Source organism: Parazoarcus communis SWub3 = DSM 12120, from assembly GCF_003226565.1.
Taxonomy (GTDB): domain Bacteria; phylum Pseudomonadota; class Gammaproteobacteria; order Burkholderiales; family Rhodocyclaceae; genus Parazoarcus; species Parazoarcus communis.
This window is the reverse complement of sequence record NZ_QKOE01000001.1, coordinates 19305-40774: the sequence shown is the minus strand read 5'-3', so window position 1 is coordinate 40774 and position 21470 is coordinate 19305. Positions and strand designations below refer to the sequence as shown.

The 21470-nt window shown below is 64.4% G+C and carries 18 protein-coding genes; 13 read left to right on the top strand and 5 right to left on the bottom strand.

All coding sequences use genetic code 11. The annotated features are described in order from the left end of the window. Position 1 precedes the first annotated feature (1 nt). The 3 genes from DNK49_RS24360 to DNK49_RS00155 are packed head-to-tail and all read left to right on the top strand — an operon-like array spanning position 2 to position 2888. A complete protein-coding gene (locus DNK49_RS24360; RefSeq protein WP_207806847.1) occupies positions 2-1159 on the top strand; it encodes an acyl-CoA dehydrogenase family protein in 1158 nt (385 codons plus the stop codon). Positions 1160-1215: 56 nt separating this feature from the next. Next, the gene (locus tag DNK49_RS00160; RefSeq protein ID WP_110522305.1) at positions 1216-2217 is read left to right on the top strand and encodes an NAD(P)H-dependent flavin oxidoreductase; all 1002 of its coding nucleotides are present in this window, start codon (positions 1216-1218) and stop codon (positions 2215-2217) included. Continuing rightward, positions 2214-2888: an EthD domain-containing protein gene (locus DNK49_RS00155; RefSeq protein WP_110522304.1), complete on the top strand. Its 675-nt coding sequence runs from the start codon at positions 2214-2216 to the stop codon at positions 2886-2888. Before DNK49_RS00160 ends, DNK49_RS00155 begins: the two co-directional genes overlap by 4 nt. A gap of 24 nt (positions 2889-2912) precedes the next feature. Here the strand turns inward: DNK49_RS00155 and DNK49_RS00150 are convergent, their stop codons facing one another. Both DNK49_RS00150 and DNK49_RS00145 read right to left on the bottom strand, forming a co-directional pair. Beyond that, positions 2913-4463 (bottom strand): arylsulfatase, encoded by a 1551-nt coding sequence (locus DNK49_RS00150; RefSeq protein ID WP_110522303.1) that lies wholly within the window; start codon positions 4461-4463, stop codon positions 2913-2915. A 10-nt stretch (positions 4464-4473) separates the two neighbouring features. After that, on the bottom strand, positions 4474-5724 hold the full coding sequence (locus DNK49_RS00145) for an anaerobic sulfatase maturase (protein ID WP_211170828.1): 1251 nt from the start codon (positions 5722-5724) through the stop codon (positions 4474-4476). A gap of 292 nt (positions 5725-6016) precedes the next feature. Between DNK49_RS00145 and DNK49_RS00140 the strand changes: the two genes are divergently transcribed. The 5 genes from DNK49_RS00140 (at position 6017) to DNK49_RS00120 (ending at position 11491) form a co-directional block, all read left to right on the top strand. Next, positions 6017-6655 carry a TetR family transcriptional regulator gene (locus DNK49_RS00140; protein WP_243632179.1) on the top strand — a complete coding sequence of 213 codons (639 nt, stop codon included), beginning with the start codon at positions 6017-6019 and terminating at the stop codon, positions 6653-6655. A gap of 188 nt (positions 6656-6843) precedes the next feature. After that, positions 6844-7635 (top strand): enoyl-CoA hydratase-related protein, encoded by a 792-nt coding sequence (locus tag DNK49_RS00135; RefSeq protein ID WP_110522301.1) that lies wholly within the window; start codon positions 6844-6846, stop codon positions 7633-7635. A gap of 78 nt (positions 7636-7713) precedes the next feature. Beyond that, on the top strand, positions 7714-8400 hold the full coding sequence (locus DNK49_RS00130; RefSeq protein ID WP_110522300.1) for a nitroreductase: 687 nt from the start codon (positions 7714-7716) through the stop codon (positions 8398-8400). Position 8401: 1 nt separating this feature from the next. Further along, positions 8402-10009, top strand: a complete 1608-nt coding sequence (locus DNK49_RS00125; protein WP_110522299.1) for a GMC family oxidoreductase — start codon at positions 8402-8404, stop codon at positions 10007-10009. A 36-nt stretch (positions 10010-10045) separates the two neighbouring features. Further along, positions 10046-11491 carry an aldehyde dehydrogenase family protein gene (locus DNK49_RS00120; RefSeq protein WP_243632177.1) on the top strand — a complete coding sequence of 482 codons (1446 nt, stop codon included), beginning with the start codon at positions 10046-10048 and terminating at the stop codon, positions 11489-11491. 36 nt (positions 11492-11527) lie between these two features. Here DNK49_RS00120 and DNK49_RS00115 read toward each other — a convergent pair whose 3' ends face one another. After that, on the bottom strand, positions 11528-11815 hold the full coding sequence (locus tag DNK49_RS00115; RefSeq protein WP_110522297.1) for a hypothetical protein: 288 nt from the start codon (positions 11813-11815) through the stop codon (positions 11528-11530). A gap of 82 nt (positions 11816-11897) precedes the next feature. Then, positions 11898-13004, bottom strand: a complete 1107-nt coding sequence (locus DNK49_RS00110) for an aromatic ring-hydroxylating dioxygenase subunit alpha (protein ID WP_110522927.1) — start codon at positions 13002-13004, stop codon at positions 11898-11900. A 261-nt stretch (positions 13005-13265) separates the two neighbouring features. Between DNK49_RS00110 and DNK49_RS00105 the strand changes: the two genes are divergently transcribed. The 5 genes from DNK49_RS00105 to DNK49_RS25095 all read left to right on the top strand — a co-directional run bounded on the left by DNK49_RS00105 (position 13266) and on the right by DNK49_RS25095 (position 19754). Then, positions 13266-14342 carry an MBL fold metallo-hydrolase gene (locus DNK49_RS00105; RefSeq protein ID WP_110522296.1) on the top strand — a complete coding sequence of 359 codons (1077 nt, stop codon included), beginning with the start codon at positions 13266-13268 and terminating at the stop codon, positions 14340-14342. A 16-nt stretch (positions 14343-14358) separates the two neighbouring features. Beyond that, positions 14359-16059 (top strand): class I adenylate-forming enzyme family protein, encoded by a 1701-nt coding sequence (locus DNK49_RS00100; protein ID WP_110522295.1) that lies wholly within the window; start codon positions 14359-14361, stop codon positions 16057-16059. Between the two features lie 172 nt (positions 16060-16231). Further along, positions 16232-17614, top strand: coding sequence for a DUF1329 domain-containing protein (locus tag DNK49_RS00095; protein WP_110522294.1), 1383 nt, complete (start codon positions 16232-16234; stop codon positions 17612-17614). A gap of 32 nt (positions 17615-17646) precedes the next feature. Further along, positions 17647-19272, top strand: a complete 1626-nt coding sequence (locus tag DNK49_RS00090; protein ID WP_110522293.1) for a DUF1302 domain-containing protein — start codon at positions 17647-17649, stop codon at positions 19270-19272. A 179-nt stretch (positions 19273-19451) separates the two neighbouring features. Then, on the top strand, positions 19452-19754 hold the full coding sequence (locus DNK49_RS25095) for an excalibur calcium-binding domain-containing protein (protein ID WP_110522292.1): 303 nt from the start codon (positions 19452-19454) through the stop codon (positions 19752-19754). Between the two features lie 72 nt (positions 19755-19826). On the opposite strand, the gene DNK49_RS00080 is transcribed toward DNK49_RS25095, so the two are convergent. Then, complete coding sequence (locus tag DNK49_RS00080; RefSeq protein ID WP_110522291.1) at positions 19827-21449, bottom strand: AMP-binding protein; 1623 nt, start codon at positions 21447-21449, stop codon at positions 19827-19829. Between the last annotated feature and the right edge of the window lie 21 nt (positions 21450-21470).

Sequence of the window (21470 nt, the reverse complement as noted above, 5' to 3'; positions counted from 1 at the left end):
CATGAACGAACAGGAATTTCGCCAGGAAGTCGCCGGCTGGATGGCGACCCACCTGACCGGCCGCTTCGCCTGCCTGAAACACCGCGGCGGCCCCGGTGACGAGGAAGCCTATCCGGCGCTGCGCAAGGAATGGGAGCAGGAGCTTGCCGCCGGTGGCTGGGTCGGCCTGGGCTGGCCCAAGGCGCACGGCGGGCGCGACCTGCCGCTGGCGCTGCAGCTCGCCTTCCATGAGGAATACGTGCGCGCCGGCGGGCCGGGCCGCATCGGTCACATCGGCGAGACGCTGATGGCGCCGACGCTGATTGCGCTCGGCACGCCTGCACAGCAGGCCCGCTTCCTGCCCGGTATCCGCGAAGGGCACGAGTATTGGGCGCAGGGCTACTCCGAGCCGGGCGCCGGCTCAGACCTCGCCGCCATCACCACGCGCTGCTGGCAGGACGAGGACGGCCGCTGGCGGCTGCAGGGGCAGAAGGTGTGGACCTCGCTCGCACACGAGTCGGACTGGGTGTTCGTCATCGCCCGCAGCACACCGGGTTCGGTGGGGCGCGAAGGGCTGTCCTTCCTGCTTGTGCCGCTCGACCAGCCGGGTGTCGACATTCATCCGATCCGCCAGATGACCGGTGAGGCCGAGTTCAACTCGGTGTTCTTCGACGGTGCGGTGACCGAGGCCGACTGCATCATCGGCAAGCCGGGCGAGGGCTGGAAGGTGGCGATGGCATTGCTCGGCTTCGAGCGCGGTGTATCCACGCTCGGCCAGCAGATGCACTTCATCCATGAACTGAAGCTGGTGGTCGACGTCGCGCGCGGCAATGGCGCTGCGCGCGACCCGGCCATCCGCCAGCGCATCGCCGACGCCTGGGTGGGCCTGCAGGGCCTGCGCTACAACGGCCTGCGCATGCTGGAAGAAGACACCGGCTCGACCACGGTGAGGCCCGAGGCGCTGATCTACAAGTACGCCTGGTCGAACTGGCACCGCGAGCTCGGCCAGTTGGCGATGGATGTGATCGGTGTGGCGGGTGACGTGCGCTCGCACGACGACGCGGTACGCCGTCTGCAGCAGGTGTTCTTCTTCTCGCGTGCCGACACCATCTATGCCGGCACCAACGAGATCCAGCTGAACATCATCGCCGAGCGTGGGTTGGGCATGCCGCGCGCTTGAGCGCCTGCGCGCAAGCATGACCGCCTGCAAGACGACATTTTCCCGGAGAAGATGGGATGCCCATTCCCGACCTGTTTCGTGGGCGGCTCGCGCTGCCGCTGATCGGCTCGCCGATGTTTCTTGCCAGTGGCCAGGAACTGGTACTGGCGCAGTGCAAGGCTGGCGTTGCCGGCAGCTTCCCAACGCTGAACGCGCGCACGCCCGAACTGCTCGACCAGTGGCTGACGCACATCACGGCGGATCTGGCAGCCTGGGATCGCGCGCATCCTGAGCGCCCGGCTGCGCCCTATGGGGCCAACCTGATCCTGCACAAATCCAATCCGCGGCGTGACCCCGATCTCGAGTGCGTGGTCAGGCACCGCGTGCCTTTCGTGATCACCTCGGTAGGCCGTCCGGATGCGGTGGTCGAGCGTGTGCACGATTACGGCGGGCTGGTGTTCCACGATGTCATCAATGTCGAGCATGCGCGCAAGGCCGCTGTCAGTGGCGTCGATGGCCTGATCCTCGTATGTGCGGGCGCTGGAGGTCACGGCGGCACCTTGTCGCCCTTTGCGCTGGTGGCCGAAGTACGTGCGTTCTGGGACGGTCCCCTGCTGCTGGCGGGTGCCTTGTCGAGCGGGCGGGCGTTGCGTGCCGCCGAGGTCATGGGTGCCGACCTGGGCTACATGGGGACGCGCTTCATCGCCACCCGTGAGGCCGCGGCCGATGCCGGCCACAAGGACATGATCGTACGCGACGGCGCGGCCGACATCGTCTATACCCCGGTGTTCAGCGGCATCTGGGCCAACTATCTGAAGAACAGCGTGCGCGCGGCGGGGATCGACCCGGATGCACTCGTGGGCAGCCAGGACGGCGGCAAGGACGACCTCTTCGCCGGGCTGGATGCCAAGCCCAAGGCATGGAAGGAGGTGTGGTCGGCGGGTCAGGGTATCGGCAGCATCCACGACGTGCCCACGGTGGCCGAACTGGTAGCGCGCATGCGTCAGGAATACGCCGAAGCGGCTGTGCTGGCCGCGTCGTTCGCTGCGCCGGCGGCGCCGGACGGACTGCGTTCATGACGCAATGGAAGATGATCTACCTCGCCAAGCGCAATGCGGCGCTGGCGCCCGAGGACTTTCCGCAGGCCTGGCGTGAGCATTCCGCGCTTGGTCGCCAGTGTCGCAACGTCCAGGACAAGGTCAGGACCGTGCGTCAGTGTTCGCGCGTGCTCGATCGGCCCGGTATGCCCAACGGTGCCAGCATCGACTACGACGGCGTCAATCTGCTGTCGCTGCGCGACCGCCAGGCCGCCGACGACATCTGGAACGACGAAGAGACCTTACGCATCATGCGGCCCGACGAGCCGAGAGTGTTCTCGACCTACGTGCGCGATTTCACCCTGGTTGCAGAAGAGAGGGTGCTGGTGGACGGTGAGGAAACCGGCGTGTGCGTCGTCCTGTTCCTGCGTGCGCGTGCAGCGCAGGGATTGCAGGCGGGCGACCTGATCGGCGTAGCCGGCTCGCCGTGGGCTGCAGTGACGCGCCTGGTATGGAACGTGGTGGCTGGGGAGCAGCCCCCCGGTTACGAGTACGACGCGATCGTTGAGGCCTGGTTTGCCTCGGTCGAAGCCGTTGCCGACGCGTTCGGCAGGGAGTCCGTGTGGGCGCACCTGCCGGGTGGGCTGGCGGACCAGATCGACGCCACGCGTTCGGTGTGCCTGCTGACCCATGTGACCCACCGCCGCCCCTGAGGGACGGCAGTGGTGCGAATCCCGCTACTGGGCGCGAACGCCCAGCGTGCCGCCCTTCTGGCGTGGCGGGCATTCCTGCAGGGAACGCATGTGACTGCCGATCAGGTCGTAGACCTGGCCGCCCCAGGCTACGCCCATGCGCATCGACAGTTCGTTGGCCTTGTGGCCGTCATGGCGCTCGAACGGGTCCATGCGCAGGTTGAAGGTCAGCGTGCTCGGCTTCTGATGGTCGAAGAAACCCTCTCGTGTCTTCAGGTGTGATTTCCACGGTCCGATGCGCACGGCAGTGAGTTCGCTCTCGTTGTAATAGATCACAGCGTTGCGCTCGGAGGGGCCCTTGCCCTGCCAGTGGGCCAGGTTATCCACGCCGTCGATGCAGACCTGATGGCTCTTGCGCAGGCGTTCCGCCACACCTGTCACCCCGGCGGCGGCGGCCAGCGTGGTGAACAGGTCCTCGTGCGTCTGGATGCCGTTGGATACCGAGCCGGCAGGGATCGCCGCCGGCCAGCGCACCAGCATCGGCACCCGCACGCCGCCCTCCCAGGTGGTGGCCTTCTCGCCGCGGAAGGGGGTGGTGCCGCCATCGGGCCACCAGGCCGACATGGCGCCGTTGTCCGTGGTGTAGATGACGATGGTGTCGCGCGCGATGCCCAGCTTGTCGAGGTGGGCGAGCAACTGGCCGACGTGGCCGTCGTGCTCCATCATGCCGCTGCCGAATACGTCGAACTCGGACGAGATGTCATTGGCCAGGCCGCGGGACTCTTCCTTCAGGTGGGTGTAGATGTGCATGCGCGTCGGGTTGAACCAGGCGAAGAAGGGCTCACCGGCCTGGGCCGCGCGCTCCATGAAGTCCTGCGTGCGGGCGAGGAATTCCTCGTCCGCGGTTTCCATGCGTTTCGAGGTCAGCGCGCCGGTGTCCTTGCAGCGCTGCTTGCCCCAGGCGCCGAAGCGGGGGTCGGGGGCACTGTCGTCGGTGGCGCTGGCGACGCAGTCGAGCACGCCGCGCGGGAGGTAGCGGCTGTTGAAGCCGGGGTCCTGTTTCCACATCGCCAGCTCGGGCTCTTCCTCGGTGTTGAGGTGGTAGAGATTGCCGAAGAACTCGTCGAAGCCGTGCACCGTAGGCAGATGCTCATTGCGGTCGCCAAGGTGGTTCTTGCCGAACTGGCCGGTACGATAGCCGGCGCTCTTGAGTACTTTGGCAAGGGTTGGATCGCGTGCGTCCAGCCCGACCGGCGAGCCGGGCAGGCCCACGGTGGTGAGGCCGGTGCGGATCGGCAACTGGCCGGTGATGAAGGCACCGCGCCCCGGGGTGGAGCTGGGGTGGGCGTAATGGTCGGTAAACAGCAGGCCTTCGCGGGCAATGCGGTCGATATTGGGTGTGGGTACCATCATGCCGTGGCTGTAGGCGCCGACGTTTGTGTGGCCGACGTCGTCGCTCATGATCACCAGGATGTTGGGCGGTTTGGCCTGCGCCTTGGCAGGCGCCGTGCCGGCGAGGGCCGCGGCGAGCATGGCGCCGGCGAGGGCCCGTCGTGGGTTGGAGCCGGATCGTTGCATCGGTCGGTTCTTGTTCATGGTTGTCTCCTCAGTTCTGGATGATTGGACCCGGCGTGCGAACGCCGAGCCGGTGCCGGATCTCCGGCATGTCCCGCGTGACGCGGGCGTAGAAGGTGGCGAGACCCTCGCACAGGTAGTTGAGCCCGGGCTCGCCGTCCGGCGTACGCAGCAACCGGTTCTTGGGGCACTCGCCCCAGCACAGGGGCAGCGATGGGCAACGCCGGCAGTGGCCGGGCAGGCTGTCGTGCTTGGCGAGTCCGAACCGGACCTGCTTGTCGGCGAAGGCGAGGTCGCCCTGATGGATCTCGCGGATGTTGCCAAGGCGGTACGCTGGATAGACAAAGTGGTCGCAGGCATAGAGTTCGCCGTCGTGCTCCAGCGCCATCGCCTTGCCGCACACCGGCGCACTGGTGCACATCTGCGCCGGCAGGCCGAGCGATTGCGCCACCGCAGTCTCGAACACATTGATGTGCAGGCGGCCGAAGTCGTGCACCAGCCATTCCTGCCAGATGGCACAAAGGAAATCGCCATAGTCGCGGGCATCGACCGACCAGTCGGTGACGATGGACAGCGGGTGGTCGGGCCGTGTGCGTGGCGTGCCGAGCAGCGGCATGTCGGCCGGTCGGGCGAGACCGGGTGCGCGCAGCCTGAAGTCGCGGGTCTCGACGCAGGGTGTGAACTGGATGCGAAAGCTGCCTGGAATCGCGCGCAGGCTGCGATAGACCTCGCGCGGCGCCCGCGCGACGTCGAGATTGACCACGCACAGCAGGGAGAAGGGGACCTCGGCCACCGCAAGCCGGTTGGCCGCGGCGATGACGCGGTCGTAGGTCGGCTCGCCGCCCTTCGTCGGGCGGTAGCGGTCGTGCAGTTCGCGGGTGCCGTCCACGCTGAGGCCGACGACGAAGCGGTGCGCCTTCAGGAAGGCGACCCATGCGTCGTCGAGCAGCAGGCCGTTGGTCTGCAGATCGTTCTCGATGCGCTGGCCGGGCTTGCGATGGCGCGCCTGAAGCTCGACCACGCGGCGGAAGAAGCCCAGCCCCATTACCGTGGGTTCGCCGCCTTGCCAGGAGAACACCACCTCGTCGCCGGTCTGGGCCTCGATGTACTGGCGGATGTGGGTCTCCAGCAGGCTGTCGTCCATGCGCGCGTTGCGGCCGTGCTGAAGCAGATCGGTCTTGTGCAGGTAGAAGCAGTAGGGGCAATCGAGGTTGCACAGCGCACCGGCCGGCTTGACCATGACGTGATAGCGGTAATGCCGGCCAGGGGGCAGGGCAGGCAAGGTGCATTCAGGTGTCTTCGGGACAGTCGCACAGAGGCTCACATCTGCTCCATCTTTGTTAGAGTGCCCATACCCGCAACGCCGCGGGCCACTGCTGGCGAGCAGGGGATGAAGCCAGTATAGGGAGCGGCCACAGACGCTGGAATTCGCATTGCGCGAGGTCTGTCAGAGATTCCAGGTGGTTGAATTTAAATGGATATAAGTGGAGATTTCGGGCGCATGCCGTGTGCGCCTCGCATTCGAGATGTCTCAGTCAAAGTCCCCTTTAGGTGGTGCTGGCAGCAAACGGCGCATGCCAGCCCCCCGCAAGTTGCCCGCCCAGTCGCGCTCACGTTCGCTGGTAGCGGCATTGATCGAGGCCTGCATCAAGCTGCTGGAACAGGAGGGGGCTGATGCGTTGACGGTTCATCGCCTGTCCGAGGTTTCCGGCGTCGCGGTGGGCTCGATCTACCAGTACTTTCCGAATGTCGAGGCGGTCCTTGGTGAGGCGTTCGAACACATCCTGCGTGAAGAGGCTGCAGTCGCAGTACCGGCCCTGCGCGAGCGGGTAGCCGGTCTGCCACTTGCTGGTGCGGTGCGCGAGATCCTCCGCGGCATGGTGGGTACCGAGTTGCGGCTGTACCGCCTGCATCGGGATTTTCACCTCAAGTACCACCCTGAACTGCAGATGGGCATGCGGATAGGACCCTATGCCAGCTCGCGGGAGTTCGTCGACGACGCCTGGCGACCTTTCGTCGCCCTGTATGCGCCGAAACTGGACGAGGCGGACGCCGAGATGTCGGCCTACATGTTGTGCATGGCGATGCGCGCCATCATCCGCAGCACGCTCGAGGATGCACCAGAGCGGGTGGAGCAGGACGCCTTCCTTCGCAGCCTGGTTGCCATGGCGTTGGGCATGCTCGATCCGGAACGCATCGACGCGGCGGGCTGAAACAACACGGGAAAATGCGACCGTGGCCGGCGCGATTTGGCCTGTCCAGCATTTTTCCCAGAATATTCATGGTTTTGTATTCAGTGTTCGGGTGGGTCGGATGCGAATCACTGTGACTGCTCATGCTCCCTATACTTGATTGCTTCCGGTAGCAGATGCTGTCCGGAGTCGCATAGGAGCGTGATGTCGTGAGCAAGGTGCTGACCCGAACCGATGGTCATGTGTTGACCATCACCATCAACCGTCCCGAGGCGATGAACGCGCTCGATCCGGAAACCCAGGCGCTGATGTCGGACGCCTTTGATGACTTTGCGGCCGATGATGCGTTATGGGTCGCGGTTGTCCGGGGCGCGGGTGGGCGTGCATTTTCTGCAGGTGGGGACATCCGCGCGATGCGCACCGCGCTCGAAGGCGGCGCGCCCTACACGATTCCGGCCACCGGCTACGGTGGTCTCACCAGCCGCTTCGATCTCGACAAGCCGGTGATCGCCGCGGTCGAGGGTATCGCCATGGGCGGTGGCTTCGAGGTGGCGATGGCCTGCGACCTGGTGCTTGCCACCCGCAGCGCCAGCTTCGCCCTGCCCGAGCCGCGTATCGGCGCAGTTGCCTACGCCGGGGGTATGCACCGCCTGCCGCGTCAGATCGGCATGAAGCGGGCGATGGAGTTGTTGCTCACGGCGCGTAGCATCGACGCCGCGCAGGCAGCGCAATGGGGACTGGTGAACGAGGTGGTGGACGACGGCGCCCTGGACGCCGCCATCGCGCGCTGGTGCGAGCTGCTGTGTGCCAACGCGCCCCTGGCGCTGCGTGCGACCAAGGCCGCGGTGCGTGACGGCCTGGCGCTGCCGGTCGACGAGGCGATCCGCCGCCAGGATGCGGGCGGCTACCCGGCCATTGAGGCGATGCGCGGCAGCCGTGACGTGGTCGAGGGCATCATGGCCTTCAACCAGAAGCGTGCACCAGTGTGGGAAGGGCGTTGAGGCGAAGGACCGCCTTGTGCATCCCCTGCGGTAGCCACTCAGGCCGATCCTTCGGCATCAACCAGGATGAACCTCTCCATGCAAAAGACTGATACCGATCTCGCGGCGGCCTTCGCCGATATCGTCGCGTGTCGTGCGTCGACGCGTGCCTTTCTCGCCGAGCCGCTACCACGCGCCGACATCGAGCGCGCTCTCGCGCTCGCCTGTCGGGCACCTTCGAACTGCAACACGCAGCCTTGGACCGTCGTCGTGGCGTCCGGCGCGACCCGTGACCGTCTCGCGGCAGCCATCTCCGCGGATATGATGCGCGGCCACATGGCGCCGGACCTGCCCTACGACGGCCGCTATGCCGGCGTCTACCGCGAGCGCCAGGTTGCTGCTGCCGAGGCCCTCTATGGCGCGGCCGGCATCGCGCGCGACGACAAGGCCGGGCGTCAGGCGCAGTTCATGCGCAACTATGTCTTCTTCGGTGCGCCGCATGTGGCTTTCTTCTTCCTGCCCCCAGGTTTCGGCATCCGTGAAGCCGCCGACCTGGGCATGTGTGCGCAGACCTTCATGCTGGCGCTCACGAGCATGGGGTACGCGAGCTGCCCGCAGACCGCACTCAGTTTTCATCCCGATCGGGTGCGAGCGGAGTTCGATATCGAGCCCGGTGCCCAGCTCCTGTTTGGCGTGTCCTTTGGCCACGCGGACCCGGCGGCGGCGGTCAATGCCGCCCGCGTCGGGCGCGATGTGGCTGCCTGCATCCGCATCCGGGAGGACTGACATGGAAGAAGGCTTCGACTACATCGTGGTGGGGGCGGGCAGTTCAGGCTGCGCGGTCGCTGCCCGCCTGTCGGAAGACCCCGCCTGCAGCGTGCTGCTGCTCGAGGCCGGTGGGCGCGACGACAACCTGATGATCGACATGCCCGCTGGCTGGGGCAAGACGCAGGATCCGTCCAGCTCTTTCAACTGGGCGTTCAACACCGAGGCGGAGCCCGGCCTCGGCGGTCGCAGCGTGCCCTTGCCGCGCGGAAAGGTGTTGGGTGGCAGCTCTGCCATCAATGGTCTGCTTTATGTCCGAGGCCAGCATGAGGACTACGACGACTGGGTTGCCGCCGGGGCGCCGGGTTGGAGCTGGATCGAGATTGCGCCGTACTTTCACCGAATGGAACGCAACCTGGGCATTACCGATGAGCACCATGGCCAGGACGGTCCGATTGCGGTGTCCGATCTGGTTGACCCGACGCCGCTGGCAGAGTTGACGATCCGTGCCGCCGAGCAGGCGGGCGTTCCCCGCACCCGCGACTTCAACGGCACGCGCCAGGAAGGCGTCGGCCCTTACCAGGCGACGATCGCCCAAGCACGCCGGTGCTCGGCGGCGCATGGCTATCTGCGCCCGGCACGCGCGCGGCAGAACCTTGCGGTGCGCACGGGAGCGATGGTTGCCGGCGTGGTGATCGAGGGCGGACGGGCGACCGGAGTGCGCTACCGTCTCGGCGGGCAGGAGCGGTTCGCTGCAGCGCGTGCCGAGGTGATCCTGTGTGCTGGCGCCATCGGCTCGCCGCAGATCCTGATGCTGTCTGGCATTGGGCCGGGTGCGGAGCTGGCGCGCCATGGCATCCCGGTGCGTGTCGATGCGCCTGGGGTTGGGGCGAATTTGCAGGACCATCTGGTGGTGCCGCTGATGTGGCGGCTGCGCGACGGCCAGCCGTCGATGAACCCGCGCCTGGGCGGGGCGCGCGTACTGCTCGAAGTACTGAACTACCTCGTTCGCAAACGCGGTGCGATGACCATGCCGGCGGCCGAGGTCGGCATCTTCCTGCGCAGTCGGGAGGATGTGGCGCGCCCGGATCTGCAGTTCCACGTGCTGCCGCTCTCGGGCGACCTCGACGGTGAGCAGAAGAAGCTGCATGCGTTTCCTGGCTACACGCTGGCACCCAACGTCTGCCGGCCGACTTCGCGCGGCGTTCTCAGCCTCGCCTCGGCTGATCCTGCCGCGCCGCCGCGCCTGCGCATGAACTACCTGAGCACCGACCACGACGTCGAGGTCACGCTGGCCGGCATGGAATGGGCACGGCGTATCGCCGCTGCTCCGGCGCTGGCGGCGATCACCGTGGGCGAGGTGTATCCCGGGACGGCTACGACCACGCGCGCGCAGTTGCTGGACTATGCCCGCCGTGCCGGTACCACCGGACATCACCCGGTGGGCACCTGCCGCATGGGCGCTGATGCTTCCGCTGTGGTCGATACCACGCTGGCGGTGCGCGGCGTGGCGGGTCTGCGTGTGGCCGACGCCTCGGTGATGCCACTGCTGATCTCGGGCAACACCAATGCTACGTCGATCGTGATTGGAGAGCGCGCGGCAGAGTTCGTCCGCGCTACGCGATGCTGATGCCGGATACCACCTGAAGCGAGGATTGAGATGAGGATGAACACTGAGGAGACCGCGCGCCTGAAGACGGCAGACGGAGACGCACTGCGCGCCTGTCTCGATGCGATGAAGGCCGCGCAAACGCGTGACGGCCTGCCGGATGCGGCGCTACGCATCGATCGGCTGACACGGTTGATGGTCCTGCTGCGTGATCGGGCGGACGATTTCTGCGCCGCCCTCGACGCCGACTTCGACGGGCGCGCGCGCGAGACTTCGCTGATGAGTGATGTGATGGCGACCTTCAACACGGTCAAGTATGCGCGCGGGCGGGTGAAAAGCTGGATGAAGCCTGATCCGCGTGACGGTGTTGTTCCGTTCAACCTGTTCGGGGCCCGGGTTGAGGTGCAACGCATGCCCAAGGGGGTGGTGGGCATCCTGGGGCCGTGGAACGTCCCGCTATTCACCACCCTGGCGCCACTGGCGTTCGCGCTCGCTGCGGGCAATCGTGCGATGCTGAAGCCGTCTGAGCTCGTGCCGCGTACCTCGCTCCTGCTGCAGTCGGCCGTCCAGGATCTGTTCGCGGTAGACGAGGTCGTCGTATTTACCGGCGATGCAGCGCTTGCAGGTGCGTTCAGCGCCTTGCCCTTCGATCACCTGGTGTTTACCGGCAGCACGACGACCGGCGTTCGGGTGATGCGGGCGGCGGCCGAGAACCTGGTGCCCGTCACGCTCGAACTGGGCGGCAAGTCTCCGGTGATCGTCGGTCGCAGCGCAGATGTCGGCCTCGCCGCGGAGCGCATCGTGACCGCGAAGGTGATGAACGGCGGGCAGGTCTGCGTCAGCCCGGATACGGTCCATGTTGCGGACGAACTTGTCGAGCCCTTCATCGCGGCGTGCGAGGCGGCCCACCGCCGCCTGTTTCCACCGTCGGCAGGGGATGCTGCGCTGACGTCGCTCATCGACGCACGCCACTTCGCGCGCATCCGCGGCTACCTTGATGAGATTCGCTTGGCAGGCGGGCGGGTCGTCGACTGTGGTGGGGGTCTGGCCACAAGCGGTCGCAAGCTGACGCTGCATCTGGTCGTCGATCCGCCTTCCGGTAGCCGGGTTGCACAGGAGGAAATATTTGGACCTTTGCTGCAGGTGGTGCGCTACGCGGACATCACCGCGGTCATCGACCGCATCAACGCTGCGCCACGTCCGCTTGCCCTGTATTATTTTGGTACCGACCGTGAGGAGGAGCGTCAGGTGCTCGAGCGTACCCTGTCCGGTGGTGTGGCGATCAATGATGTGATGCTGCAGGTTGCCGCGCACGACGCGCCCTTCGGTGGTGTCGGTGCATCCGGTATGGGGGTATATCACGGGCGCGAGGGGTTCAACGAATTCTGTCATCCTCGCACCGTGTATCGAAGCGGCTGGTGGGATCCGCGCAAGGCTTTGGGGTTGGTACCGCCGTATTCGAAGCAGCTTTACGGACGTTTGTCGAAAGTACTCAGGGTGTAGCGCATCGCGGACCCGTCGAGACGGGGCCGCGTGGTTTCAGACCAGTGCGCCGACTGCGAACGGTAGTCCGACCAGTCCGGCCCAGCCCAGTCGTCCCCAGGTGGCGAGTGCGGCTGACTGGTGATTCCATAACCCGAGTGCGCCGAAAGCGCCCATCGCTCCGGCACCGTCGATCCAGAATCCAGCCAGTCCCCCCAGACCGAGCAGGCCGAGGGCGCGTATGCCCCCGCCGGCGCGTTCGTGTGCGACCGGGTTGCGCAGGCCTGCCAGTCCGGCCAGGCCGACGAGGCCAATCAGTCCCAATAGCGGTACTACTTGCATCATGTTGAGGGTTCTCCTGGGCGGCAGAAAAAAGGCCTGCTTTCGAGGGCAGGCCATCAAGGCGGCAATGGATGAGGGCGGTGGGTCAGGTGACCGCTTCAGCTTCGGTATAGGGTGCGATGCCCTTGGGTACGTAGTAGCCCTCGCACTGCTCGAGGTATTCCTGTTTCTTTGCGCGCGGGTTGTAGAACTGCTTGTACCAGATGCGTGCTTTCATGAAGGGGCCGTCGCTGGGAATGAACAGGCCGTTCAGGCACGGCGCCTTGTTGGTCCAGACTTCGAAGTCCTGGGCAAAGGCGAGCCGGCTGGCCTCCTGGAACTGGCGCGCGGCGATCATGTCCGGATGGGTCGCGACCGGGCTGTTGCTTGGCGACTTGACCAGCAGGGCGTGCCACACCTTGAGCGAGCCGTCGTCCACCGGCGTGTGGGTGATCATCAACACTGCGTCGTAAAGGCCGGTAAGGTGCGAGATCAGCACGCCCGGACCATGGTAGATGGTGATGGTGTGCAGGATGGGGCTGACGCCGTTCTCGCCCACCAGCGTGCGGTGAGGGCCGCACTGGCGCTGGATGGCGTGATGACCCTTGAATTCGTTTTCGTATTTCTGCACGGTTGAGCCATGGATCGGGCTCAGGTGACCGTAGTCGCAGATGTTGTCGATCACTTCCTGCGGATGCTGGTTCAGCATGCCCAGGTGGTCGAACTTCCAGTGTACCCAGGCGGGGTCGTCCCATTCCTTCAACGTGGGGTGGTCCCATTCGGGCGCGCCGCCTTCCGGGTCGTACCAGACCCAGATTGCACCCAGGTGCTCCACCACCGGCCAGGACTTCACGCTGGCGGCTGCGGGAATCGGGCCTTCGTGATAAGGAATGTGGTTGCACTTGCCGTCAGCACCAAAACGCCAGCCATGATAGGGGCAGCGGATGCCGTCACCGTCAACGTTTGAGCCACCACCGTCGATGACCACGTAAGAGGTGTTGTTTGGTGCGGCAAGGTGCGTCTTCATGTGCGGGCAGTAGGCGTCGAGCAGCACGACCTTGCCCGTTTCGCGGCCGCGGTAGAGCGCGAAGTCCTGCCCGAAGAAGCGCACCGACAGGGGCTTGTGGGTGTCCAGTTCGGATGCTTCCGCGATCATGAACCAGCCGCGCGGGAAGGTGAATTCACCAAGGCGATACTCTTTCGTTGTGGCCATGCGGGCCTCCTCCTGATTGTTGATCTGCGTCGTGTTCCTGTCTGCATGCCATCGGGCCGCCATCTCGCTGCGGCGTCAGCTCCCGGACCTTGCCGATTCTGTTCACCACGGCGGGGCTGTGCATCCTCTGTTTGGACGATGGTGGCGTGTTCTGACCAGAGCGCATCCAGCCGGCATCGTCCTTTTGGACGTGTCCGGTACGCATCACCCCGCCTAAGGTGAGCATCGGATAAGACTGATAACACCGACATCGGAGACGAAATGGCCCCCTCCCGCGAATCTGTCGACCGCAGTCCCTCGCCCGGACATGCGGGCCCGATCGAGTTTCCACACGTCCCGCCGCTGCCGGACGCTTCCGTCGTCACACTTGCCCCCGGGGTGTTGTGGGCACGCATGCCGATGCCGATGCAACTCGATCACATCAACGTCTACCTGCTGCGGGATGGTGATGGGTGGTTCATTGTCGACACGGGGCTGAATCTGCCCGCGTCGCGGGTGCTGTGGGAGACGATCGTGGATCGTCATTTCGAAGGTCTGCCGCTCAAGGGGCTGATCTGCACCCACTTCCACTATGACCATGCGGGTTTGTCGGCGTGGGTGACCGAACACTTCGATGTGCCGCTTTACATGACGCATGGCGAGTACTTCACCATGCGCACTCTGGCGGGGCCACCGCCGGAGCCGCTGCCCGAGTCGTTATTGACGTTCTACCTGCGCGCGGGCATGCCGCGCGAACGGGTGGAGGAGATGTTTGCCAAGCTTCGACGTGATCCCTTCATGCCGCCGCACCCGGCAGCTTTCAACCGCCTCCGCGAAGGGCAGGTCTTGTCGATTGGTGGTCGCGAGTGGCGGGTGGTGATCGGTGAGGGGCATTCGCCCGAGCACGCCTGCCTGTACTGCGAGGCAGACCGTCTGCTCATCGCTGGCGATCAGTTGTTGCCGCGCATCACATCGAATGTACTGGTGTCCGACATCGAGCCCGAGGCGAACCCCTTGAGCTTGTGGCTTGATTCGCTGGATCGTCTGGCCCAGCTCGCACCCGACACGCTGGTACTGCCCTCACACGAGCGTGTGTTCCGTGGGCTCCATCTGCGGGTGGCCGAGTTGCATGCCCATCACGAGCTGCAGTTCGATATCGTCCGTACCCATCTACGTGAAGCCGGACAGACCACCGCATTCGAGACCAAGGCAAAATTGTTTCCGCGCGTGCTCAGCGCAGTGGAAGACATGATGGCGCTGGGTGAGACCATTGCCCATCTGTCCTGCTTGCGCTACGCCGGTCAGGTCCGGCGGGTGCTGGACGACGACGGTCTTTATCGGTTCAGCCTCGCAAATTGATTTTCAGGAGAAGTCGATGTCTCAGCTATCAGAACTGGCCAGCACGGTACGTGCGCAGCTAACCGCACCTGGCGCCCCTTTCGAGGTGATCGAGCAGCCGGTCAACGGCCAGCTCATGCGCATGTATCGTAATGCCTTTCCCAATCTGCCTGCGCTGCTTGCCAGTGCGCGCAGCCATGCCGGCAAGCCTTTCATCCGCTATCAGGGCGAGGTGTGGACCTTTGATCGCCTGTTCGCCGAGGCCGATGCGTTGGCGGCTTGCCTGCAGGCATGGGGTGTGCAGCCGGGTGACCGGGTTGCGATCGCGATGCGCAATCGTCCGGAATGGGCAGTGGTGTTCGTCGCTGCGGCCCTGATCGGTGCAGTACCGGCGCCGCTCAACAGTTTTGGACTGGGTGAGGAGCTGCATGCAGCGCTGGCTGATGTCGAACCTTGTGTGCTGGCTTGTGACAGTGACCGTCTGGCACGCATCGGCGGTGACGCCCAGGTGCCGGGTTGCCGCATCCTGTGTGTGGATGGGGCAGCACCGACAAGCGGCGTCGAGGACTACCGGGTCGTGGTGGCGCAGGCGGTGCCTCCAGCGGCCTTGCCTGCACTGGGCCCGGACGACCCAGCACTGATCTTGTTCACTTCGGGTGCCACCAGCCGTGCCAAGGGGGTGTTGTCCACCCAGCGCGCTGTCTGTCAGGCTCTGTTCAACATCGACTACATTGGTGCCCTGTCGGGGATGACATCGCCGGAAGCGGTCGCCGCATTGATGGCGAAGGGTTTGGCACCGACCACGCTGACCGCGGTGCCCCTGTTTCACGTCAGTGGTCTGCATGCACAATTGCTCAGCTCACTGCGCAATGGCCGGCAACTGGTGTTTGTCAGTCGCTGGGACCCCGCTCAGGCGATCGAGCTGATCCGTGACGAGCGCATCACCCAGTTCAACGGCGCACCATCGATGGTGATGCAACTGCTGGCACAGCCCGGTTTCGACGATGCCGCGCTGACCGGTACGCTGGGAGGCCTGGGGTTTGGCGGTGCAGGTTTGCCGCAACGCCTGATCGACGAGGTGCTGCGCCGACGCCCCAATTCCCTGTCCGGCATTGGCTTCGGCCTGACGGAAACCAATGGTGTCGGCGCTGCCGTGTCGGGGGCGCTGTTCGCCTACAAGCCACGCGCGTCGGGGATGCTTTCGCCGATTGTCGAGCTGAGGGTGGTGGACGCCTCCGGTGCGCCCCTGCCGGCCGGGGAGCCGGGCGAGATCTGCCTGCGTGGAGTCACCGTGATGCAGGGGTACTGGCGCAATCCGGAAGCCACCGTGGGGGCGATGCGGGATGGGTGGTTCCATACCGGCGATGTCGGGTATCTGGATGATGAGGGCTTCCTGTTCGTCGTGGACCGGATCAAGGATGTGATCAACCGTTGTGGCGAGAAGATCGCAGCGGCGGAGGTCGAGTCCTGCCTGCTGCAGTTGCCCGACGTGCTCGAGGCAGCGGTCTTCGCGGTGCCTGACGACGAGACGGGCGAAGCGGCCGCAGCGGTCGTTTCCGTCCGCGAGGGGGCGATGCTTGACGCCGCTGCCGTCCGTGCCCACGTTGGCACGCATCTGGCAGCCTACAAGGTGCCGGCGATCGTTCAGGTGGTGAAGGATGCGCTGCCCCGCAATCCGGCGGGCAAACTGCTAAAGGGACCGTTGCGCAGTAGCTTGCTTGCTGCAGCGCGGGATTGAAATATCCCGGTGCCGATGCCGATTTAGTCTCATCGGACGATGTGAGGGGTGACCCGGAAGCAAAACAATGCAAACAGATGCAAGAGGCGACGAGATTCGAGAGAGGCGTCCTTGCATCGGTTTCGCTGGATCAATCGGGACTCACAACACTCCCACCAGGAAGGAGACTTAGATGAACAAAACCCGCGTCTGGATACCGGTCATGACGACAATTGCCATGTCGATCGCGGCCGGCAACGCGATCGCGAAGGTCAGCGAGGCGGAGGCCGCCAAACTGGGCAAGGAGCTGACCTGTGTCGGCGCCGAAGCCGCCGGCAACGCCGATGGCAGCATCCCCGCCTTCTCCGGCAAGTGGCTGGGCAAGCCTCCGCATGTCGAATACACCCTGCACGCCGGGCAGCATCCGGTCGATGTCTATCCGGAGGACAAGCCGCTGTTCGAAATCACCGCGGCCAACATGGACAAGTACGCGGACAAGCTGAGCGAGGGCCAGAAGGCCATGTTCAAGCGCTTCCCGGATACTTTCCGCATGCCGGTCTACCAGGGGCGCCGCGATTTCCGCTATCCGGATGTGATCTGCGAGGTGGCGAAGAAGAATGCGCTTGAGGCCGAGCTGATCGACGGCGGGCTGGGTTACACCGGCTACAAGGGGCCGGTTGGCTTCCCGATCCCGAAGGCCCCGCTGGAAGTCCTGGCCAACATGAACTTCCCGTACCGCGCCTTCACTGAGCACGTGGTCCGCGATACCGCCGATGTCTCGTCGAATGGCAGTATCACTTGGGGCCGCCAGGTGAACAAGAACCTCAACGTGGTGACCTCGCCGGGCGAAGTTGGCAAACCGATGGAAGGGCTGATGGCCTACTCGATCTCGGGCACCCTGTTGCCGGAGCGTGATCGTGGCAGCTTCACAGCGTCGCAGGAGCCGGTCAACTTTGCCAAGGCCAAGCGTCTGGCCTGGCAGTACGACCCGGGCACCCGTCGTGTGCGTCAGTTGCCGACCTACGGTTTCGACTCCCCAATGGGGGGGACGGGCGGCAAGATGACCATTGACCAAGACCGCCTGATGAACGGTGATCCCAGTCGTTACGAATGGAAGCTTCATGGCAAGAAGGAGATGTACATCCCTGCTAATGCCTACCGAATCCATTCGAAGAGCGTGAAATATGCCGATCTGCTCACCAAAGGCCATGCAAAGCCCGATTTCATGCGCTATGAGCTGCGCCGAGTATGGGTGCTCGAGGGCAACCTCAAGGAAGGCTATCGTCACGCTTTCGGAAAACGTGTGCTTTTCATCGATGAAGATACTTGGCAAGCCTCTGTAGGCGACTACTACGACCAACGAGGCCAGTTGTGGCAGCACGCCTTCATCAACCACTTTTACGCTTTTGATCTGAATGCTTGGCAGGCCGGCACCGCCTTTTACCACGACCTCAATGCTGGGGCCTACGTCGGATTCAACCTGATCCAGGAGCGTGACAAGGCGTGGGTTCTCAACGCCGGTGACCTGACTCCCGACATGTACACTCCCGCCGCGCTGCGTGCGATGGGCCAGTGAGCGAGCCGAGCAAACGATAGGGAGTACGCAGCATGAAACTGCACAAGAAGATGAAGCCGATCGCGCTGGCAGTGATCGGTATGGGTTCGGTCGGCTCGGTAATGGCCTTCGATACGATCGAGTTTGACAATGGCATGGTGTTCGAGTCGCGGCTGACCACCACCTATACGCTATCCACCCGTCTGGAAGATCAGGATTCGCTGCTCGCGGCGAACGCGGCGGGTAACGACGGCAACAACAATTTCGACAAGGGCGCACTGACTTCGAACCGTCTGAGCCTGCTGCTCGATACCCATCTCAAGAAAGGCAGCTCCGGCTTCATCCTGTCGGCCAGTAGCTTCTATGACGATGTGTATCACCAGGGCAATGACAACAGCGCGGCCACCTATCCGAACAAGACCGGGGCGGCGGACCGCTTCTCGAGCAAGACCCGACACTATCATGGCGGTTACAGCCGCATCCTGGATGCTTACGGCTACACCTCGTTCGACATCGGCGAGCAAGGCCGTGCCACGGTACGTCTGGGCAAGCACGTCGTGTCCTGGGGCGAAACCCTTTTCATCCCCGGTATTTCGGGTGCGCAGGGGCCTGCGGACGGCACCAAGGCCGGCATCCCCGGAACCGAGGTCAAGGACCAGTTGCTGCCGGAAGACCAGGTCTCGATGCTGTATGAGGTCAATGACAAGCTGTCACTGATGGCCCATGTCCAGTACAACTGGCACAAGACGCTGGTCAATGCACCGGGTTCGTTCATGAGTACGTCCGATATCGTCGGTCCGGGTGCGAGCTGCCTGGGTTACATGACGATTGGTGGACAGCGGGTATGTACCACGCCCCGCGCCAAGGACGATACGCCGGGCAAGACCGGGCAGTGGGGGGTGGGGGCCAAGTATCGCGTCACCGACGAAACCGAGATCGGCCTGATCTACCTGAACTACCACGACCGTGCGCCGATGGTGGATATCAACTACTTCGATCCGGCCGGGCCCAACTTCCGTCACCGCTACTTCGACAACATCAAGATGCTGGGGGCGACTTTCAGCACCACCTTCGGCATCGCGACCCTGGGTGGGGAGATCTCCTACCGCAAGGATGCCCCCGCGCTGGTAAACACCCAGGCCAACCTCGGCGGCCAGTTCCGTACCCTGCCGACCGCGACCAAGGCCGATGTGTTGCAGATGAACGTCAATACCTTCATCAACCTGGGTCGAACCTTCCTTGCACCGCAGGCCAATTTCCTGGCGGAACTGGCCTATACCGATGTCCGTGGCGCCGAGGCTCGTCGGGTGCCGGGGGCAACGGCGATCACCAACCAGTTCGGAATCACCCCGCTGTCGGACGATCTGAACTTTGGCAGCCACGGTCTGGCATTTGCCTCCACCCTGGCGTTGACCTACCCGGGCATCATCGAAAACTGGGAACTTGGGGTGCCGATCAGCTACTCGCGCCAGCTCAAGGGGCGCACCCTGCAAGGCAACCTCGGCATGGGTGAGGGTGACCATCGCATGAGCATCGGCGCGACGATGACCTATCGCCGCAACCTGCAGATCGGCCTGACCTATCTGGGCTATTTTGGCGAGGCGGATCTGGACCCGGTCAAGAACCGTCAGCTGACCGATCGTGACCAACTGTCTCTGGTGGTGAAGTACACCTTCTGATCAGCGACTGTCGTCCTCAATGCCCGCCGGTGCATCATGCCCGGCGGGCATTTTTGTTGACCTGAAGCGGTTGTTGACGATGTCGAGAGGATGCCGCTGGCTACCAACCGTCGATCGTCGTCTCATTCGGATAGCGGTCATCCAGGGCGAAGCGGTATGCTCTACGGCTACGTGTATGCATGGGAGTGGGTGAGATCTTGAAGAAGCTAATAATTTACGCGCTGATCGCGTTTGTGGGCTGGAATTACTACCAGAAGAACAGTGCGACGACGCTGGTTGAACTTGAGATGGAGCCCCAAGCCGTTCAGATACCCAATACTGCCGTCGCGCAGCCAGTAGAAAGGTTCTCATGTGATGGCCGGCAGCATTGCAGCCAAATGCGCTCAAGAGCAGAGGCGGAGTATTTCGTAAGGAACTGTCCAAACACCAAAATGGATGGCGACAACGACGGAATACCTTGTGAGAACGACTCCCGATTTTGAAGTGTGGCTGCGTTCATGCTTATAAGCCACTTGTCCGGCGGGCGGATGTGGCACCCGCCGGGGAGGAAGGCTTCAGGTCGTGGCAGGGGAGCCGACGGTGCGCTGAGCGATCTCCTTGGCCCAGACGTAGTTTGCCTTGCCCGCAGCCGAGCGCAGCACTTCGGCCACCGTCACGATCTCTTTGGGTACCTTGTAACCGGCAAGGTGGGTGTGGCACAGCGCCTTGAGTGCTTCGACGTCGAGCGCCAATCCTGGGCGCACTGACACCACCGCCGTGACCCTCTGGCCCCAGCGTGGATCGGGCAGCCCGACAACGACGGCATCCAGGATTTGCGGGCTCATGCGCAATACCTCTTCGACTTCCTCGGGAAAGACTTTCTCTCCACCGGTGTTGATGCAGTTGTTGCCGCGTCCGAAGACGATGATCGAGCCGTCTTCCGCTACTTTGGCGGCATCCCCGGTGATCGCGTAACGGGTGCCGTCAATGGTGACGAAGGTCTCGGCGGTCTTCACCGGGTCGCGGTAATAGCCCAGGGGCAGGTAGCCGCTGCGGGCGAGGATGCCGGACTCGCCGGTAGCGGCGATGCGCTTGCCGTCGACAACGACCTTGAGGTCGGGGCGGGCGGCGATCTTGATCATGCCGCCCTCGATCGGCTTGGCGCCCATGCCGAGCTGGCCGCCCTCGGACGAGCCGATGCCGTCACTGAAGTATACGTTGGCGGGCAGGAAGGGCTTGAGAGCCTCCTTGATGTGGGCCGACATCACGGCCCCGCCATTGCCGAACAGGAACAGGGTGGACAGGTCCCAGCGCCCGGGGTGGGCCTTGAGGGCGTCGAGGATGGGCAGCGCCATGGCGTCGCCGACGAGGGTGATGCCGTTGAGCTTCTGTGTCGCGGCGATGTCGAGCACGTGCTCTGCATTGAAGTGGTGCTGGTCGTTGAGCACCACGGTGTGGCCGGCGAACAGTGACACCATGGTTGCCCAGTGCGCAGCGCCGTGCATCAGCGGGGCGACCGGCATGAAGCGCATCGGATGCGCCTTGCGGATGCGGTCGGCGAGCTCTTCGGGGGTCTTGACCGGGCCGTCGGCGGGGGCGTAGAAGCCGCCGCCACCCAGGCTGCCGAAGAAGAGATCCTTGTGCGGCCACATCACGCCCTTGGGCTTGCCGGTGGTGCCGCCGGTGTAGAGCAGCGAGAGGTCGTCGTCGCTGCAGCGGATGCCCTGCAAGGCGCGGGTGTCATCGAGCAGCGCGTTCTCGTAGGCGACGGCGCCGGCGAGCGCCGGCGTGCCGCCGCCGGTGCGCACCTTCACGGTCAGGCCCGGTGCGGCGTCGAGCACCTCGGTCACGGCGGGTTCGAGTTCGGCGCTGTAGAACAAGGCCTTGATGCCGGCGTTGTCGTAGATGTAGCGCAATTCGTCGGCGACGTAGCGGTAGTTGATGTTGGCCGGTACTGCGCGCACACGGCAGGCGGCGAGGAAGGCCTCGAGGTACTCCGGCGAGTTGTACATCTGCAGGCCGACGACGTCGCCCTGGCCGATGCCCTGGGCGTGCAGCCAGGCGGCGAGCTGGTCAACGCGTTCGGCCATCTCGCGGTAGCTGCGGCGGTTGTCGCCGATGATGAGCGCGTCGCGCTCGGGTACGGTCTCGGCGGTGATCGCGAACAGGTCCGCGAGGCTGAAGCTGCGTGGATTCATGATGTCTCCGTCGTGTGGTTG

What these genes read in the sequence shown, in the direction of transcription:
- DNK49_RS00120 (WP_243632177.1), top strand. Translation starts at nt 10,046, where the DNA reads ATGAACACTGAGGAGACCGCGCGCCTGAAGACGGCAGACGGAGACGCA.
- DNK49_RS00155 (WP_110522304.1), top strand. Translation starts at nt 2,214, where the DNA reads ATGACGCAATGGAAGATGATCTACCTCGCCAAGCGCAATGCGGCGCTG.
- DNK49_RS00150 (WP_110522303.1), bottom strand. Translation starts at nt 4,463, where the DNA reads ATGAACAAGAACCGACCGATGCAACGATCCGGCTCCAACCCACGACGG.
- DNK49_RS00160 (WP_110522305.1), top strand. Translation starts at nt 1,216, where the DNA reads ATGCCCATTCCCGACCTGTTTCGTGGGCGGCTCGCGCTGCCGCTGATC.
- DNK49_RS00140 (WP_243632179.1), top strand. Translation starts at nt 6,017, where the DNA reads ATGCCAGCCCCCCGCAAGTTGCCCGCCCAGTCGCGCTCACGTTCGCTG.
- DNK49_RS00090 (WP_110522293.1), top strand. Translation starts at nt 17,647, where the DNA reads ATGAAACTGCACAAGAAGATGAAGCCGATCGCGCTGGCAGTGATCGGT.
- DNK49_RS00080 (WP_110522291.1), bottom strand. Translation starts at nt 21,449, where the DNA reads ATGAATCCACGCAGCTTCAGCCTCGCGGACCTGTTCGCGATCACCGCC.
- DNK49_RS00130 (WP_110522300.1), top strand. Translation starts at nt 7,714, where the DNA reads ATGCAAAAGACTGATACCGATCTCGCGGCGGCCTTCGCCGATATCGTC.
- DNK49_RS00100 (WP_110522295.1), top strand. Translation starts at nt 14,359, where the DNA reads ATGTCTCAGCTATCAGAACTGGCCAGCACGGTACGTGCGCAGCTAACC.
- DNK49_RS00110 (WP_110522927.1), bottom strand. Translation starts at nt 13,004, where the DNA reads ATGGCCACAACGAAAGAGTATCGCCTTGGTGAATTCACCTTCCCGCGC.
- DNK49_RS00095 (WP_110522294.1), top strand. Translation starts at nt 16,232, where the DNA reads ATGAACAAAACCCGCGTCTGGATACCGGTCATGACGACAATTGCCATG.
- DNK49_RS00125 (WP_110522299.1), top strand. Translation starts at nt 8,402, where the DNA reads ATGGAAGAAGGCTTCGACTACATCGTGGTGGGGGCGGGCAGTTCAGGC.
- DNK49_RS00105 (WP_110522296.1), top strand. Translation starts at nt 13,266, where the DNA reads ATGGCCCCCTCCCGCGAATCTGTCGACCGCAGTCCCTCGCCCGGACAT.
- DNK49_RS00115 (WP_110522297.1), bottom strand. Translation starts at nt 11,815, where the DNA reads ATGATGCAAGTAGTACCGCTATTGGGACTGATTGGCCTCGTCGGCCTG.
- DNK49_RS25095 (WP_110522292.1), top strand. Translation starts at nt 19,452, where the DNA reads ATGGGAGTGGGTGAGATCTTGAAGAAGCTAATAATTTACGCGCTGATC.
- DNK49_RS24360 (WP_207806847.1), top strand. Translation starts at nt 2, where the DNA reads ATGAACGAACAGGAATTTCGCCAGGAAGTCGCCGGCTGGATGGCGACC.